This is a genomic window from Lentzea sp. NEAU-D7 (assembly GCF_026242055.1).
Taxonomy (GTDB): Bacteria; Actinomycetota; Actinomycetes; order Mycobacteriales; family Pseudonocardiaceae; genus Lentzea.
The window spans coordinates 320,254-336,354 of the sequence record NZ_JAPJDL010000002.1 but is presented as its reverse complement, the minus strand read 5'-3'; the positions used below and the strand labels follow the sequence as shown (position 1 = coordinate 336,354).

Below are 16,101 nucleotides of genomic sequence, written 5' to 3'. Positions count from 1 at the left end.
GGTCAGCTGGACCTGCCGAAGAGTGGGTGCGGGCTCTGCTTCAAGGTGGGGACCGTACCGTCGAACCACTCGGCCTGCCGGATTTCCCGCATGGCCCGCTTGCGGGTGTCGGCGTCGAGGCGGTCGAGGAACATCACGCCGTCGAGGTGGTCCGTCTCGTGCTGGATGCAGCGGGCCAGCGTCTCGGTGCCTTCGACCTCGACGGGCTCACCGTGCATGTTCCAGCCCTTGGCCACGACGTGCAGGTGGCGCCTGCAGTCCCACGACATGCCGGGGATCGACAGGCAGCCCTCGGAGCCGTCCTGCATCTCCTCGCCCACCACGTCCCACGTCGGGTTGACGAGATGGCCGGCGAAACCGTCGCAGTGGTACGTGAACACACGCAGTCCAACACCGAGCTGAGGCGCGGCGAGGCCTGCCCCGCCCGCGTTCTGCATCGTGTCCCACAGGTCCTTGACCAGGGTGCGCAGTTCCTTGTCGAAGTCGGTGACCTCGGTGGCCGCGGTGCGCAGCACGGGGTCGCCGAACAGGCGGATGGGTTGGACGGTCACGCAGTGCTCCTCGTGTGGACTGGAGGCCAGTCTACGAGGAGCGCGGTCAGTGCTCGGACGCGCTGCCGAGGAAGATCACGCCCACCAGCGCCACGACGAAGTGGCCGGTGAACCGCAGAGCCGTCAGCACGGGCCGCAGCAGCGCGCGGAGGTCGAGGTGGATTGCCGGGGCGTGGGAAGCAGTGGTCGTCGTCATGTTGTCAACTGTGCCGTTCGCGCAGGTCAGCCCACATCGGCTCGCGGTATCGAACCCGCGTCAGCCCATGGTAGGAAGATCGCTCGCCGCCCTCGGCCGGAAGGTGGATCCACCCAGGTCACGAGGCTGATGCGACGAGGCCGGGCGGTGTCGGCTAGGCATGACTCCATGACCTGGACGGCACCCGAAGTCACCCCGGCCGACGAACCGCTGCTCGGCGCGGAACGCCCGATGCTCGAAGCGTGGCTGGACCGCCACCGCGCCACCTTCCTGGCCAACTGCGCGGGTCTCTCCGGCGCGCAGCTCGCCACGGCGTCCACGCCGCCGTCGAACCTGACCCTGCTGGGCCTGATCCGCCACCTGACGGACGTCGAGCGCGTCTGGTTCCGCCGCCGCCTGGCGGGCGAGGACGTCCAGGCCCGCTACGGCGTGCCGGGCAACCGGGACGCCGTCTTCGAGCACCTGGACCCCGCCCGCGCCGAGGAGGAGTACGCGGGCCTCCTCGCCGAGATGGCCGAGTCCCGCGCGGCGGTGGCGGGCCGGGACCTCGACGACACCTTCGTGCACGAGCGCGTGGGCGAGATCTCGGTGCGCTGGCTCTTCATCCACCTCATCGAGGAGTACGCGCAGCACAACGGTCACGCCGACCTCATCCGCGAACGCATCGACGGACGCACCAACGAGTAGCGGTCGTCCGCTGCCGAGCGAGCGTGACCGGCCGGAGTGCGGGGCTTCCGCACTCCGGCCGGGCCGGTTCGTGCTCAGCCCACCTTCACCACGTGGGCGGCACCTCCGCCGCGCCGGGTTGGCTCGGCGACGGCACGCCAGCGGCCGTCACCGGCTCGTTCGACGGCCGTGGCGGCGCCGATCTCGGCGTTCTGGCTGAACCTGTGCCCGATGGCCTGCAGCCCCGCGGCGGTCGAGGCGGCGATGAACGCCGCCTCGGCCGGGGTGGTGGCCGCGTTGCGCTGGGAGGCGCGCGGGGCCGCCACCGCGTCGAGCAGGGACATCTTGCGGTCCAGTCGGGCGGTCAGGATCTGGGTGACCGTGGTGATGATGGTGGAGCCGCCCGGCGAGCCGACGGCGAGCAGGGGCTTGCCGTGGTCGAGGACGATCGTCGGGGCCATGGACGAGCGCGGGCGCTTGCCGGGGCCGGGGAGGTTCGGGTGCGGGACGCCGGGGGTGGGGGCGACGAACTCGAAGTCGGTGAGCTCGTTGTTGAGCAGGAAGCCGCGGTTCGGCACGACGATGCCGCTGCCGCCCTCCGCCTCGATCGTCAGGGTGTAGGCGACGACGTTGCCCCAGCGGTCGGCCGTCGTGAGGTGCGTGGTGCGTTCGGCGTCCTCGCGCTGTGCCACGAGACCGGCGGTGGCCTCGCAGGGCCGCGGGTTGCGCGGGTCGGCGGCGGGCTGCGGGGCGGGCAGCACGGCGTCGGGCTTGATCAGGCACGCGCGGCTGTCCGCGAACCTCTGCGACAGCAGGCCCTCGGTCGGCACGCGGGAGAAGGCCGGGTCACCGACCCAGCGCAGGCGGTCGGCGAAGGAGAGCTTGGTCGACTCGATGAAGCGGTGCAGGTACTCGACGTCGGAGACCTTCGAGAGGTCGGTCGACTCGAGGATGTTGAGCGCCTCGCCGACGGTGGTGCCACCGGACGACGGCGCGGCCATGCCGTAGACGTCGAGGCTGCGGTAGCGCGTGTGCGTCGGGTCGCGGCGCTCGACCTGGTAGCGGGTCAGGTCCGAGAGCTGCATGTCGCCGGCGCGGACGTTGCGGGTGGAGCCGGGCACGACCGGCGGCTTCCGCACGGCCTGCACCAGGTCGCGGCCGACCGCACCGCCGTACAGCGACGCGAGCTCGGTGCGCGCGAGCTCGCGGTAGGTGTCGGCGAGCTGCGGGTTGCGGAACGTGCTGCCGACCGCGGGCGGCTGCCCGCCGGGCAGGTAGAGGTCGCGGGTCGAGGTGAAGTCGGCGAAGCGGGCGGCGTTGTTCGCGATCTGCGAGTTGAACGTCTGGTCGACGGTGAAACCGCGCCGTGCCAGCGCTTCCGCAGGCGCCATGGCCTCGCGCAGGTTCAGCGTGCCCCACCTGCGCAGCGCCTGCTGCCACGTCTTGGGCGTTCCGGGGACGCCGACGGACTTGCCGCTGGTCATCGCCTCGGCGAACGGCAGGGGCTTGCCGTCCTCCACGAAGAGCTGGTCGGTGGCGGACCGCGGCGCGGTCTCGCGGCCGTCCAAAGTGGACACGCGGCCGGTGCGGGCGTCGTAGTGGACGAAGAACCCGCCGCCACCGATGCCCGCGCTGAACGGGTCGGTCACGCCGAGCGCGGCGGCGGTGGCGACGGCGGCGTCGACGGCGTTGCCACCGCGGCGGAGCACGTCGATGCCGATCTGGGACGCGTCGGGGTCGACGCTGGAGACAGCGCCTCCCCAGCCCACCTGCTCGGGCACGCGTGGCGATGACTCCGCCGCCCCTGCCGGAGCAGGAGCGACCAGTACGACGGAGAGCGTCAGTGCGGCAACCGTTCGCAACATGCGGAAACTTCTACTCCGTTGCGACCGGATGGCAACACTCCTTGAGGAAGGCCTAAGGTGCGGGCGTGTCGATCGATCTTGACCAGTTGCGAACCAGTTTCACGAACACCCCGCTCGACGAGGCCGACCGCGAGGAGGCGCTGCACCTCCTGCTGCGCGAACGCCGCGACGGCGACGCCGATCTGCTGCGGCACCTGCTCGCCCAGGAGACCGCCGCCCACCAGGAGGGCTGGGGCGTGAGCGAGGCACTGGGACTCGCCGCCCTCCTGCTCGCCGAGTGCGGCCGCGAGGAGGACGTCTGGGCCCTGTGGGAGGCCAAGAACGCGTCCTTCGACACCATGGCGGGCCTCGACGGCTTCCTGCTGTTCCCGGCGGGCATCGCGGGCACGACGGCGCACGTGATCGCGGGCGAGGACCACCCCGAACGCGGCGACCTCATGACGTACCTGAGCGAGTACCTCGAGTACGAGAAGCTCACCGACGAGGACATCCGCGAGCACATGGCGGGCCTGCGCTCCCACTACGAGGACTGATGCGCGGCAACCCCGGCGGGTAGTCCTCGATGACGGCGAACGGCCCCTCGTACTCCCGGTCACTCCACTGCACGGCGGTGATGACGTCGTTCTCCACGAAGATGTCGAGGTGGTCCTGGCCGTCTTCCGGGCCACCGCAGTGCGTGCAGCTGCTCGCCGCGATGCCGTTCGCCACGACGAGGCGGTGGCCCTCCTCGCCGTAGGTCAGTCCGTCCCAGTTGAGCTTGTCTCCCAGGGCGTACCAGGTGACGCAGTCGAGGGACCCCCACTTGTGCTGAAACTCGAAGCAGGACAGCCGGCCGCACGCTCGGCACTCGAAGTCGTGCAGCTCCAGCCAGGCGTAGGACCCCATGCACGAAGCCTGGAGACGGCCCGGCTCCAGCGAGTTGCGCCCTACAGGACCTCCAGCGGGTCGAGCTTGATGCGCACCAGGTCCTGTTCCTTGCGGGCCGTCCGCACGGCCTGCGCCTCGGCCAGCACGGCGGCCAGCTGACGGCCCTCCGCCCGGGAGACCCGGACCAGCGCGCGTTCCTTCGTCTCGTCGTCGCCCAGCGGTACCGGGCCGAGGATCTCGCCGGTGGGCGGCAGGCGGAGCTCGTCGAGCATGGCGTTCACCGCGTCCGGGGTGCCGTCGACGGTCGCCATCCGGACCGCCGGCGGGAAGCCGAGCTCGGTGCGCGCGGCGAGTTCGGTGGCGGCGTGCCACACCGGGTCCCAGCGGACCAGCGCCTGCACCGGGGTCAGGGACGAGTCGGCGATCACGACCACCCGCCCGTTGCCCGGCCGCACCAGGCCCGCGGCCGTCATCCACCTCCGCAGCGCCTCCTCCGAGGCCCTGAGGTCGGCCCTGCCGAGCAACGCCCACCCGTCGAGCAGGAGCACCGCGCCGTAGCCGCCCTCGGCCACCGGTTCGGCGCCCGGTGTCGCGACCACCAGCGCCGGTTTGCCCGGCACCTTCGTCAGCACCTCGGCGGCGCCGCTCGTCCGCACCGGATGCCCCGGGAACGCCCGGCCGAGCTCCTCGGCGGTGCGCTTGGCGCCGATGACCTGCCCGCGCAGCTTGCGCGACCCGCACGTGGGGCAGCGGAAACCGGCCTCCGTCGCCGCGCACCACCGGCAGTACGCGGGCTTCGGCAGCCCGTTCTCGGTGCCGCCGGGCAACGCCAGCGGACCGGCGCACCGGCGGCACCGCGCGGGACCCCGGCACTGGCCGCAGGCGAGCGACGGCACGTAGCCCCGGCGCGGCACCTGGATCAGCACCGGCGAGTCGGCCAGGGCGAACCTGGCGGCGTCGAACGCGATGGACGGCAGCCGGGCCGTGCGGGCGGCCGGGTCCTTGACGTCCTGCCACTCGTTGTCGCCCACGGAGATCACCCTCGGGGCGACGGACCTCAGCGTCTCGCGCGACGCCACGATCTCGTGCGCCCAGCCCGTCTCGACCAGCAGCTGCGCTTCGGCCGTGCGGGCGAACCCGCCGATGAGCAACGCGGCACCCGTCATGTGCGCGCGCTGCACCAGCACGTCACGCACGTTCGGATACGGCGAGCGCTGCTCGACGTGCAGGTCGTCGCCGTCGTCCCAGACCACGAGCAGACCGGGGTCCCGCACCGGCGCGAACGCCGTCGCCCGCGTGCCGACCACCACCCGCGCCAGGCCGCGGCGCACGGACAGCCAGCGCTTGTAGCGCTCCGACGGCCCGAGATCGGCCGACAGCGTCACCACGCCCTCGATCAGAGCGTCGCAGGCCTCGGCGACGCGGGTCAGATCGCGGTGGTCCGGCACCACGATGATCACCCCGCGCCCGGACGACGCGACCGCGGCTGCTGCCTCCGCGAGCCGGGCCGGCCAGTCCTCGGCGGGCAGCGCCTGCCAGACGGCGTGGGCGGGACGGCCCTCGTGCAGGGCCTCCAGGTACTTGGGGCCGCGGGGATACCGCGACCAGGCGTCGGCGGGAACGGGCGGCAGCCGCGATCGCTCGGGCCGATCAGCGCCGGCTTCGGCGGGCGGCTGGTCCACCCACGCGGGCGGTTGCGGCAGCGGCGGCGGTTCCCCCGGCGCCGCGGCCTCCGCACGGGCGTGCCGGGGCGGGACGGCCAGGCGCAGCACGTCGATCATGCCGCCCGCGTACCTGTCCGCGATGGCGCGCGCCAGCGCCGCGATCTCGGGCGCGAGCACCGGTTCGGGCGACACGACCTTCTCGATGAAGGTGAGCTTCTTGCCGTACTCCGAGGTCTCCACGCGCTCGAGCAGGTAGCCGTCGACCAGCTGACCCGCGAACCGCACCCTGACCCGGCAGCCGGGCACCGCGGCATCGTCGAGTTCGGACGGAACCGAGTAGTCGAAAGGCCGGTCCAGGTGGGCCAGCGGCACGTCCACCACGATCCGGGCGACCGGCAGCGACTCCGCGGGGACCCGCTCCCCTTTTCTCGCTCCGGTCTTCGCGTTCATGCCTCCTGGTGTATCAGACACCCCCGACAGTCACGCGTTGCGCCTCACCAATCCGGTGAAGCCCGCCACGAACAGGGTGGCGAACGCCCACGCCAGGACCTGCAGCAGCCACGTCGACGCCAGCACGAACCCGCCGGCGCCCGAGGCCCCGTCGACCGTGCAGCGCGCCGCGTCCACCTTGACCAGCGGTGTCGCCACGTTCAGGGCGTAACCGACCTGCTCGATCGTCGAGCACCGCACGGCACCGGAGACCAGCACCACGCCCACCGACACGGCGAGGACGCCGGCGAGCCAGACCAGGGCGAGGCCGGGGCGGTAGCCGTGCCCTACGGTCGCCCCGCGGACCAGGTGCCAGATCCGGCCCCACCGCGAGAGCAGGCCGCGCCGGCGCAGATCACGTTGTTGCGCAACGCGGATCCGCCGCACGTCGCGTTCATGCCCGGCGGCCTGGTGCGCCGAGGCCAGCTGGGTCCACGGCTGCGCCGAGTAGCGAAGAGTGCGCTCCGGCAGGAACGACAGCCATTCGTCCACTGTGGTGTCCCGCGGCAGCCCTTCGTAGGTGAGCCCTTCGAGCTGCACCTGGCCTTCGATCCCGTCGAACGGCATCAGCAGGTCCTTGCCGACCCGCACGTGACGCAGGTCGAGCGCGACGCCGGACGAGCGGAAGCGCCCCTCGCGGAAGACGATCTGCCCGTCCACGCGGGTGCCGCGCATGCGCACGGCGGCGTGCTTGTCGCCGCCCACGACCTCACACCCCGCGTTCAGGAAGATCGCGTCGCCGATCTGGAGGTCCACCAGGTTCAGCCCCGCCTCGAAGTGCCCGCCGCCGAACGTCAGCACGCCGGCCACGCGCGACCCGCTCAGCGTCACGGACCCCGCCGCGCGGAACCTCTCGTCCAGGTAGACGCTGCCGCCGATGCGCATGTGCATCGCGTCGACCGACTCCTCGGCGTTCAGCCGGGCACCGCTGAGCTGCAGGTGGTGGTCGACGGTCAGACCGCGCGCCTCGACGGACGGCGCGACCAGCCCTCGCAGGTCCAGCAGGGAGAACTGCGCCCGGCTGAGCAGCACCGGCCGCTCCGTCGTGCAGTCGCGCAGCACCAGGGGCTTCTTGGCGACGACGTCGGTCAGGTCGAGCTGACCGGTGATCGTCGCGCCGACGATCTTCAGGCCCCCGGGGTCCAGCGCCTCGTGCTCGATCATCCGCTTCCGGATCTCGTCCCCCGTGATCTCCACGGGGCCACGTTAGCCGGAGATCGACTCCTGGCCGTTCTCGATGTGACCGCACAGACGCCGGCGGAACTTCGGCTCCTCCTCCACCGTCACAGTCAGGTCGTACCAGCCCGAGTTCATGACGGTCAGCCACGGGATGACGTGCCGATGTCCCGGCCTCACGACGTAACGACGCCGCCCCAGCACGAACGTCAACCGCGTCGTTCCGCTGTTCTCGAACGTCAACGTCAGCACACGGCTGTATCCGCGCACTGACGACGAGACGCGTGCACGGTCGGAGGACGACCCGGCGAATTCACGGCGAAAACCGTTGGGCCCCAGCAGCACGAGGTCGTGCTCACCGGCGACCTCCAGCGAGGCCGACGACGCGACGTCGAAGTGTTGCGGCAGCGCGAACTGCCCGGAGTACGGGTACAGGGCGAAGTGCACGGAGGCCGCTCCGGAGTTCGACATCTCCAGCGAGGCCCCGCGCAACGACGCGTCGGGCTGGTACGGCAGAGCGCGCGCACGTCGCCGTCCGGGTTCCTGCTCCGGCATCTTCTGCTCGGAAGGGGGCGCGGGACGCCACCGCGGCGTCGCGGGCGGCACCGGCGCGGGCTCACCGACCTCGGGCCACGTCCGGCGCCGGTCGAAGTCGAACGTCGAGGTCAGGTCACCGGCGACGGTCCTGCGCCACGCGGAGATCTCCTCCGACCGCACTCCGGTCCACTTCTCCAGGAACTGCGTCATCGACGTGTGGTCGAACACCTGCGAGTTCACGTAACCGCCCACGGACCACGGCGAGACGACGGTCATCGGCACACGCGCTCCCAGGCCCAACGGCCGATCACCCACGTACTCGTCGGTGACGGACAACGGCGGGCGCGGCGGCGGCACGTGGTCGTAGAAGCCGTCGTTCTCGTCGTAGGTGATGAACAGGACCGTGGACTCCCACACCTCCTGGTTGGACGCCAGCGCGTCCAGCACCTGGTAGGTGATCGACGCGGACGCGGCGGGCGACGACGCGCCGGGGTGCTCGGAGTCCACAGAGGACGGAACCAGGTACGACACGGCGGGCAGCCGGTTCGCGGCGACGTCCGCGCGGAACGTCTCCCCCAGCCCTCCGGGCTTCACGCGGTGCAGTCCCCTGTCGTACAGCGACTTCTCCGCCGCGGAGAGCTTCGAGAGGTCCAGCGAGCCGATCAGGGCGGGGTCACCGGTGCCGTACAGCTTGTCCAGCGACTTGAACCCGGCGGGCAGCACCTTGCGCGCGATCTCCTTGAACCGCGTGTAGAACTCCAGGTTGTTGTCCTGGAAGTTGTCCCACTCCTGGTAGACCCGCCACGACTTCCCGGCGGCCTCCAGGCGTTCCGGGTACGTCTTCCACGTGTACCCCGTGTGCGTGTCCTCGCTGTAGGCCGCGTTGCCTGTGGCACGGCCACCGGAGGGCTCGAAACCGGTGTACCCGGACACCCAGTAGTTCCGGTTCGGCGAGGTCGAGGACGGTACCGAGCAGTGGTAGGCGTCGCACAGCGTGAAGGTGTCCGCGAGCTCGTAGTGGAACGGGATGTCCTGGCGCGTGTAGAACGCCATCGTCGCCGCGGTCTTCGCGGGCACCCAGTTGTCGTTCCAGCCGCCGCGCAGGGCCGAGTGCCCGCCGTTCCAGCTGTGGTCCAGGTCGCCGATGTACTGGATGTCCCGTCCCGACGCCGCCTCACGCAGCGGGAACGGCAGCACGCCCGACTGGTTGAACACACCCCTCAGCGCGTTGCGGTCGGAGAACCCGCGCACGCCACGCAGCGTGCCGTAGTAGTGGTCGAACGACCGGTTCTCCTGCATCAACAGCACGACGTGCTTGATCGCGCGCAAGCCTCCCGCACGGGGCTCACGTGCCAACGCGGCGTACACCGACGGCGGCAGCAGCGTGCCCGCACCAGCAGCAGCGACGGCAGCCATGAACCCACGACGAGAGAGCGACATGAACTGAGTTTGTAGTCTCGGTACATGGCGCGGAACCAACCCTCGTATGAACAAAGGCCCCGGATGACCAGGGCCTTGTTCACAGATCACACCGGGCGGCGGTGATGGCGCGCTCTGGTTAGCGTTCGGGCAACGCCCGGTAGCGACTCTCTCCTCAGGCAAGAAACCGAAGAGGGGAAACGACCATGAGACTGCGCATCGCCGCCGCCGCGCTCGCCATCGGACTGTGCACCGCCGGTGTCGCCCAGGCGGACGACGTCCCGCCGGAGTTCCAGAACAGACCCACCCCGGCGGCCTGCTACAACGCCGTGCCCACGATCGTCGGCGCGGGCTTCATCTCCGGTGGCCCCGGAGCGGACGTCATCGTCGGCAGCAACGGCCCGGACACCATCGTCGGGCTGGAGGGCAACGACATCATCCTCGGTCTCGGCGCCGACGACGTGATCTTCGGCGGAGAGGGCAACGACCTCGTCTGCGCCGGCTGGGGCGACGACAAGGTCCAGGGCGGCCCGCACCACGACACCGCCTACGGCGAGGCCGGCAACGACAGGCTGCGCGGCGGCGACGGGATGGACCTGCTGTCGGGCGACCTGAACGACGACGCGGGCGACGGCGAGGCCGGGTTCGACTTCTGCACCGCGTCCACGGAGACCACCGTCAGCTGCTAGTGACCGCCTGCCTCAACAGGATCGCCGTGGCGGGGTCGGGTCCGATTCCGAGCTCCCGCAACGAGTCCAGCACGCGCGCACGCGTCTTCACCATCCTTCGTGGATCGCGTGCGCGCAGTGCGGCGGCGAGCGCGAGCCGGTGTCCGCGCGGGTCGAACGGCTCCAGCGCCAGCGCCCGTTCCGCCAAGTGGTGGGCCTCGGCCGCATCACCCGTGACGAGCCCCAGCTCGCCCAGCTCGAGCAGGTTCTGCACGTGGCGCGCCCGGATCTGGGCGATCTCGGCCTCGCACAGGCCGGCGAGGTCCGTGAGCGGCTCACCCCGCCACAGCGCCACGGCCTCACCGGGGCCGAGCTCCTGGAACGACCACAGGTCCACGGTCAGCTGGTCGCCGCGGACGAGCCGGATCGTCTCGCTGTCGCTGCGCAGGAAGTAGCTGGCCTCGCCGCCCGCACGGCCCGGCTCCAGCAACCGCCTCAGGTGGGTCGTCGTCACGCGCAGGTTCCGCGCGGCGCTCGCGGGGTCGAGCCCGGGCCACAGCAGGTCCATCGCCTGCTCGCGGGACACCACGGCACGCAGCACGAGAAGGCCGAGGAGCTGGCGGACGCGTGCCCTCCGCAATTCGGGCGCGTCCGTCGCCACGCCGTTCCGCGTGACCCTCATAGGCCCGATCACCTCGATGCCGATCGGGTGGTCCGGTGGCGCGGGCACGGTGGCGAGCAGTCTGGCGGCACCGGCGGCGAGTTCCGGATCGCGGGCCAGATCGCGGATCTTGCGGTGCACCGCGGCGCGATCGGACAGCCAGGCTCCCAGCTCCGTCTTGCCCGTGGCAGCCAGGCGCGCGGCCAGTTCGACCGACCACGGCAACGGCAGGAAGCACAACGCGTGCGCTGCCGGCAGATCCGACGAGAGATCGCCTTTCCGGGCTCGCACGAACACACGCCCCGCTGCTCGTGCTTTCTGGTGTGACGGTCCCAGGTCTGTGTTGTCCCAACGCTCTCTCAGCTCGTCACTCAGCACATAGCCCAAAGTCAGGAACCGGCGCAGGTGCCGCTCGGCGACCTTGATGTCCGCGGGCCACTTCGCCAGATGCCGCTTGTAGGCGTCACGGGCCAGGTCCTCGTCTCCGCGCACGACGGCCACCGCCGCCTGAGCCGCGCACGCCAGGACCGCATCACGCGGGTTGTCCTTCTCGGCGGGATCACCGCACGGCAGTTCGGTCGTGGTGTCCCCGAACGACGCGGCGATGACCGTGTGAAAGGCACGCGCCACGAACTCGTCACGGGCCGTGCCGTCCACGCTGTCCGGTGTCGTCACGGGTTCGCCGTCGAACCACCGCGCCACAGCGGCGTGCCGGCGGGCGAGGTCGTCGTCCAGCATCCGTCCGGCGAGTTCGGCGGCCTCGTGTCCGCGTCCGCACATGGCCAGGCAATGCACGTGGAACCGAGTGGTGGACACGGAAAGCGCTCTGGGCACTTCGCTGGTCGGCGCTTGCGCGAGGTGGACGAGTGCCTGCTCCGGGTCGCCCGCGAGTTCGGCGAGCACCGCGTTCGCGCTGTGCCTCAACAACCTGAGCACGGGTGTGGACGCGTCGAGGTGCTGTGCTCGCTGCGCGATCCCGGCCAGCCTGACCAGGTCTCCCCTGGAGTGCGCGGTGATCACGGCCTGCCCCAGCGCCACCGCGGCCGAATCCTGGTCGCCCTTCTCCAGCATTCCTGCACACGCGCGATCGACCAGCTGATCGATGGACGGGTCGGTGAAGTCGCGTGCGTGCGCCACCGCGGCCTGGAGCAACAGGAACGCCGGCTCTTCCCGGTGGTGGACCGGCACCGCGTTCAGCCACCGCTGGGCCGTCGCGGCCGGCAACACCGACAGGGTGGACCGCACGAGCTCGACCGCGAGACGCGCGAGCAGCGGCCAGTCGTGTCCCCGGCAGGCGATCCGTCCGGCCCCGGCCAGCTCACCGCGGGCGACCAGCACCTCGACCGCCCTGGCGCGCAGGTGATCGGCGGGCACGATGCCGGCCCACAGGTCGTGTGCCCGGTACCGGCCGTCGTCGAGCCGGACGACCAGCGGAACTTCGCGAGCGAGCCGGTCGAGGTCGGCGGGCGCGCCGGCGACCGTGCTGACCTCTTCCTCGGTCGCACACCCGAGAATCACCAACGCGGCCAGCGCTCTGCGCACCGGTTCGGCGAGCAGGTGGAGCACCTCCTCCGCGGCGTAGCGCCAGGACGCGGCGGGGCCGGCGCACAGCGACAACCTGATGAGCGCGGGCCAGCCGTGCAGGTCGTGGGTGGGCTCGCGGCCGAACCTCGTGGCCAGGGCGGCGGTCTCGGCGTCGGTGAAGGCCAGGTCCTCGGTGCGGAGCGCGGCCAGCTCGCCCGCGGCCTCCCTGCGCGCCAGCGGGAGGTCCGGCGTGCGGCGCCCGGACAGCACCAGGTGTGCGGTGCCGGGCAGGGCGCGCACGATGGCAGCGAGCAGGACCGCGCCCGGTGAGTCGCCGGGGATCTCGTGGACGTCGTCCAGCAGGAGGCAGACGTCCAGCGGGGCCCGGCGCCGGAAGGCCTCGACCACGTCCGGCGCGCCGGGTTCGGGGCCGGGGACCACGTCGAGGGCGGCCAGGATCGTGCGGGCCAGACGGCCGGCGTCCTCGTGGCCGGGGCCGCAGGTGACCCAGGCGTCGATGCCGCGGGGTTCGAGGAGGTTCGCGCGGACGGCCTGGGCCAGCGCGGTGGTCTTGCCGAAGCCGGGACCCGCGACGACCAGCGTGACCGAGCTGGTCCAGCGCCGGCGCAGGCGGTCGACCAGCCGCAACCGCGGCAGCTCGACGTCCAGCGGCCGCGGCACCCCGTGCAACGGCAGGATCGTGTTGTCCCCCACGCACTACGGAGTCGCCCGGCACCTAGGAGATACCGCGAGCGCGCACACGGGCCACGAGAGGGTGCGCGCCGAGACCCTCGAAGATCGCGAGTGCCTCGGCCAGGTCGCCGGGGTCGTCGCTCTCGGCGAGGGCCACGGCGTACCAGTGGTCGCATCCGGCCTGCTGCCACCGCTTGGCGGCTTCGCGCCACCGGCCCGCCGCCAGCAGCGCGTGGGGATGGCAGGAGTCTTCCGCGGGCACGGGACGGCCCGCGATGCCCAGCCAGTAGGCCAGTTCCGCGACCAGCGCCCGCACGCCGAGCCGGCGCGCTTGTCCGTGCAGGGGTTCGAGCTCCGCGGCCACGACCTCGTCTCCGCGCAGCCACGCCGCCTCGGCCCTCGCCACGGCGGCCGGGCCGATGTTCTGCAGCTCCCCGGTCGCCCGCGCGAGATCCCAGGCCTGCGCGAGAGCGTCCTGTGCGCCGGGCAGACCCCGGCGCGCCCGCACCCTGCCCAGGGCGATGAGCGCGTGGCACCGCGTCGGCGGGTTGGCCGGCGGCCGCGCTCCGGCCACCAGTTCCGCGTCCGCCGTCGCCTGGTCCCAGTCACCCGCCTCGACCGCGATCGTCGCCCGGCACGTGTACATGCGGTTCAGGTACCGAAGCTCCCCCGCGCCGTCCGCCATCTCGAGCGCCGTCGCGACACAGCTCATCGCCTCGTCCAGGCGTGACTCCCAGAGCAGGATCTCGACGACGTTCACGGTGAACCTGCAGAAGTCGCTGACCGAGCCGGACGCCAGCGTCACCTGCCTGGCCTCCGCCAGCGTGGTCCACGCCTCCGCCAGGCCCAGGTCGGCCTGCGCGGTGCCGACGCTCGCCAACGCGTGGGCGAGGACCTCCTGGTCGCCGGCCGCGCGGGCGAGTGCGACGGCGCGCTCGCCCAGCGCCAGGCTCTCCTCGGTGCGGTAGAGGATCGACAGCAGGCCGCTCCGGTGGGTCAGGGCGCGGGCGAGCGCCCTGTCGTCGCCCGCGCTTTCCAGCAGTGCGACGGCCTCCTCCGCACTGCTGCCGCAGACGAGCTCCGGCATGCCGGCCCGCCAGCAGATCAGCGACAACCACACCAGGTCGCGACCGAGCGCACGGACGTCATCGAGGCCGCGCCGCAGTGCGACGACCTCCCGCTGGGCCTGCACGGCAGAGCCCATGTCCCCGATGACGCTGCTCTCGACCGCGTAGCGGTTCAGCAGGTCGGCCCGGCGCTCCTGATCGAGCAGTTCTCGTTGCCGCAGCACGAGACGCAGGTGAGCCGCCGCCTCCAGGTGCGAGCCGGCCCGGCTCGCCGCCTCGGCCGCCATGGGGCCGTAGCGCACGACCGCACCGGTGTCACCGGCCTCGGCGGCGTGGTGCACGACGCGCGCCAGGTCCACCCCGCCTCGTGCCACGAGTGCGGCGAGGACGTGGCGGTTCAGCTCGACCCGCCGGGCCACCGGCAACGCGTCCGCGACGGCGCGCCGGATGAGCTCGTGCCGGAACCCGGTGCGGGCCGGTGTCACGGTGAGCAGCCCGTGCCGTTCCGCGGCCACCACGGCGGCGACCCCGTCCGGCAGCAGCGCGTCCCGCAACCAGGGCTCCACAGTGGACGGAACGACGGCGAGCTGCGCCAGCGCCTCCTGACCACCGCCGTCCAGCCGATCCAGCCGCGCGAGCACCGCGTCGACGACCGTCGGTGGGACGCGGTCGAGGTGTCCCGCCGCGAGGATCTCGGTGACGAAGAACGGGTTTCCCCCTGTCACCGCGTACACCTCGCGCGGGTCGAGCCCGCTCGCCGTGAGCAGCCGTCCGACCGCCGCGGCCGACAATGGGGCCGGCTCGAACCTCCGCACCCGCGGCGCCGCGGCGACCTGCCCGAGCAGGCGCTGCAGCAACGGCCCCGCGGTGCGATAGGTCAGCATCAGCAGCACGGGCAGCGACGCCACCCGTCTGACCAAAAAGGACAGTGCGTCCACGGTGGCCTCGTCCGCCCAGTGCACGTCCTCGACGACGAGAACCGTCGGCCGCGTCAGCTCGCCGAGCAGCACCTCGAACACCTCGTCCCGGTCCCCCGCGGCACGCAGTCGTGGACCGAACAGGTCGCGGAACGGGCCGAGCGCGCGTGGCGTGGCCAGGTCGTCGCAGCACCCGACGAGCAGCCGGGCCTGTCGCGGCGCCCTCCCCCGCACCGCGTCCACCAGTGCCGACTTGCCGACGCCGGGCTCGCCGGACACCAGCACCACCGAACCGTTCCCCGCGACCGCCTCCCGTGCGGCGACGGTCAGCTCGGAGAGCTCGTGCTCGCGCTCGAGCAGCACGCCGGCCCGCGACGCGGGCCCGACTCCCGGAAGATCGAGTGCGGCGTCCTGACGCAGGATCGCCGCCTCCAGCTCCCGGAGGGCCGGGGTCGGGTCGATTCCCAGTTCCTCGCCGAGCACGTGCCGAAGCCGCTGATACGCCGTGAGCGCATCCGCCTGACGTCCGCAGCGGTACAGCGCGACCATCAGCTGTCCGTGCAGGTGCTCGCGGAACGGCTGCTCCCGGCAGCGCCACTCCAGCTCCGGCACCAGCATCGCGTGCTCGCCGAGCGCCAGCCGCACCTCGGTGAGTGCGTCCTCGGCCTCGGTCCTCAGCGCGGCGATGCGCTCGGCCTGTTCGTCCAGCCACGCGTGCCCGGTCACGTCCACCAGGGGCCGGTCCCGCCAGCACGCGAGCGCCGCCCGCAGGTGCGCCGCCCGACCGGCCGGATCGGCCTCGCTCTTGCTCTGGTCCAGCAAGCGTTGGACCGCAAGGAGGTCCGTGTCGGCGTCGAGCACATATCCCGGCGCACGCACCGAGATCGCCGCACGGTCGCCGAGCACGCGGCGCAGATACGACACGTGGTGCTGGAGCGTGTTCGCGGCCGTGCGGGGCGCGTGGTCGCCCCACACCACCTCGGTCAGCCGATCGGTGCTCACGATCTCGCCCGCCCGCAGCGCCAGCACGGCGAGCACCGCCTTGCGGCGCCGGCCTCGCACCTCCCTCGGCGCGCCGTCCACCGTGACGTCGACCGGTCCCAGAATCCGCACCTGCACACCAGGTAGTCGTCCGGCGACC

At 72.1% G+C, this 16,101-nt stretch carries 12 protein-coding genes; 3 read left to right on the top strand and 9 right to left on the bottom strand.

What is annotated here, in order from left to right; all coding sequences use genetic code 11:
* Nucleotides 1–2: 2 nt before the first annotated feature.
* Both def and ORI60_RS04985 read right to left on the bottom strand, forming a co-directional pair.
* Entirely contained in the window at nucleotides 3–551 is a 549-nt protein-coding gene (gene def / locus ORI60_RS04990; protein WP_266034786.1) for a peptide deformylase, read from the bottom strand.
* 46 nt (nucleotides 552–597) lie between these two features.
* Nucleotides 598–747, bottom strand: coding sequence for a hypothetical protein (locus ORI60_RS04985; RefSeq protein ID WP_266034782.1), 150 nt, complete (start codon nucleotides 745–747; stop codon nucleotides 598–600).
* 168 nt (nucleotides 748–915) lie between these two features.
* On the opposite strand from ORI60_RS04985, the gene ORI60_RS04980 reads away from it, so the two are divergent.
* Nucleotides 916–1,434, top strand: a complete 519-nt coding sequence (locus tag ORI60_RS04980) for a DinB family protein (RefSeq protein ID WP_266034781.1) — start codon at nucleotides 916–918, stop codon at nucleotides 1,432–1,434.
* Between the two features lie 74 nt (nucleotides 1,435–1,508).
* Here ORI60_RS04980 and ggt read toward each other — a convergent pair whose 3' ends face one another.
* Nucleotides 1,509–3,278, bottom strand: a complete 1,770-nt coding sequence (gene ggt, locus ORI60_RS04975) for a gamma-glutamyltransferase (RefSeq protein ID WP_266034779.1) — start codon at nucleotides 3,276–3,278, stop codon at nucleotides 1,509–1,511.
* Nucleotides 3,279–3,343: 65 nt separating this feature from the next.
* On the opposite strand from ggt, the gene ORI60_RS04970 reads away from it, so the two are divergent.
* Nucleotides 3,344–3,811, top strand: a complete 468-nt coding sequence (locus ORI60_RS04970; protein WP_266034776.1) for a hypothetical protein — start codon at nucleotides 3,344–3,346, stop codon at nucleotides 3,809–3,811.
* Here ORI60_RS04970 and ORI60_RS04965 read toward each other — a convergent pair.
* The 4 genes from ORI60_RS04965 to ORI60_RS04950 are packed head-to-tail and all read right to left on the bottom strand — an operon-like array spanning nucleotide 3,753 to nucleotide 9,451.
* Nucleotides 3,753–4,163 carry a hypothetical protein gene (locus ORI60_RS04965; RefSeq protein WP_266034773.1) on the bottom strand — a complete coding sequence of 137 codons (411 nt, stop codon included), beginning with the start codon at nucleotides 4,161–4,163 and terminating at the stop codon, nucleotides 3,753–3,755. The genes ORI60_RS04970 and ORI60_RS04965 overlap by 59 nt on opposite strands.
* Nucleotides 4,164–4,204: 41 nt before the next feature.
* On the bottom strand, nucleotides 4,205–6,259 hold the full coding sequence (locus tag ORI60_RS04960) for a primosomal protein N' (protein WP_266034770.1): 2,055 nt from the start codon (nucleotides 6,257–6,259) through the stop codon (nucleotides 4,205–4,207).
* 30 nt (nucleotides 6,260–6,289) lie between these two features.
* A complete protein-coding gene (locus ORI60_RS04955) occupies nucleotides 6,290–7,495 on the bottom strand; it encodes a hypothetical protein (protein WP_266034767.1) in 1,206 nt (401 codons plus the stop codon).
* Nucleotides 7,496–7,504: 9 nt separating this feature from the next.
* Nucleotides 7,505–9,451 carry a phosphocholine-specific phospholipase C gene (locus tag ORI60_RS04950; RefSeq protein WP_266034764.1) on the bottom strand — a complete coding sequence of 649 codons (1,947 nt, stop codon included), beginning with the start codon at nucleotides 9,449–9,451 and terminating at the stop codon, nucleotides 7,505–7,507.
* 185 nt (nucleotides 9,452–9,636) lie between these two features.
* Here ORI60_RS04950 and ORI60_RS04945 point away from each other — a divergent pair, with 185 nt between their 5' ends.
* A complete protein-coding gene (locus tag ORI60_RS04945) occupies nucleotides 9,637–10,119 on the top strand; it encodes a calcium-binding protein (RefSeq protein WP_266034761.1) in 483 nt (160 codons plus the stop codon).
* Here the strand turns inward: ORI60_RS04945 and ORI60_RS04940 are convergent.
* Nucleotides 10,109–12,997 carry a hypothetical protein gene (locus tag ORI60_RS04940; protein WP_266034759.1) on the bottom strand — a complete coding sequence of 963 codons (2,889 nt, stop codon included), beginning with the start codon at nucleotides 12,995–12,997 and terminating at the stop codon, nucleotides 10,109–10,111. The two genes, ORI60_RS04945 and ORI60_RS04940, sit on opposite strands and share 11 nt — an antisense overlap.
* Before the next feature lie 22 nt (nucleotides 12,998–13,019).
* Nucleotides 13,020–16,073 (bottom strand): BTAD domain-containing putative transcriptional regulator, encoded by a 3,054-nt coding sequence (locus ORI60_RS04935; RefSeq protein ID WP_266034755.1) that lies wholly within the window; start codon nucleotides 16,071–16,073, stop codon nucleotides 13,020–13,022.
* Nucleotides 16,074–16,101: the final 28 nt, after the last annotated feature.

What these genes read in the sequence shown, in the direction of transcription:
- ORI60_RS04985 (WP_266034782.1), bottom strand. Translation starts at nt 747, where the DNA reads ATGACGACGACCACTGCTTCCCACGCCCCGGCAATCCACCTCGACCTC.
- ORI60_RS04980 (WP_266034781.1), top strand. Translation starts at nt 916, where the DNA reads ATGACCTGGACGGCACCCGAAGTCACCCCGGCCGACGAACCGCTGCTC.
- ggt (WP_266034779.1), bottom strand. Translation starts at nt 3,278, where the DNA reads ATGTTGCGAACGGTTGCCGCACTGACGCTCTCCGTCGTACTGGTCGCT.
- ORI60_RS04965 (WP_266034773.1), bottom strand. Translation starts at nt 4,163, where the DNA reads ATGGGGTCCTACGCCTGGCTGGAGCTGCACGACTTCGAGTGCCGAGCG.
- ORI60_RS04960 (WP_266034770.1), bottom strand. Translation starts at nt 6,259, where the DNA reads ATGAACGCGAAGACCGGAGCGAGAAAAGGGGAGCGGGTCCCCGCGGAG.
- ORI60_RS04950 (WP_266034764.1), bottom strand. Translation starts at nt 9,451, where the DNA reads ATGTCGCTCTCTCGTCGTGGGTTCATGGCTGCCGTCGCTGCTGCTGGT.
- ORI60_RS04945 (WP_266034761.1), top strand. Translation starts at nt 9,637, where the DNA reads ATGAGACTGCGCATCGCCGCCGCCGCGCTCGCCATCGGACTGTGCACC.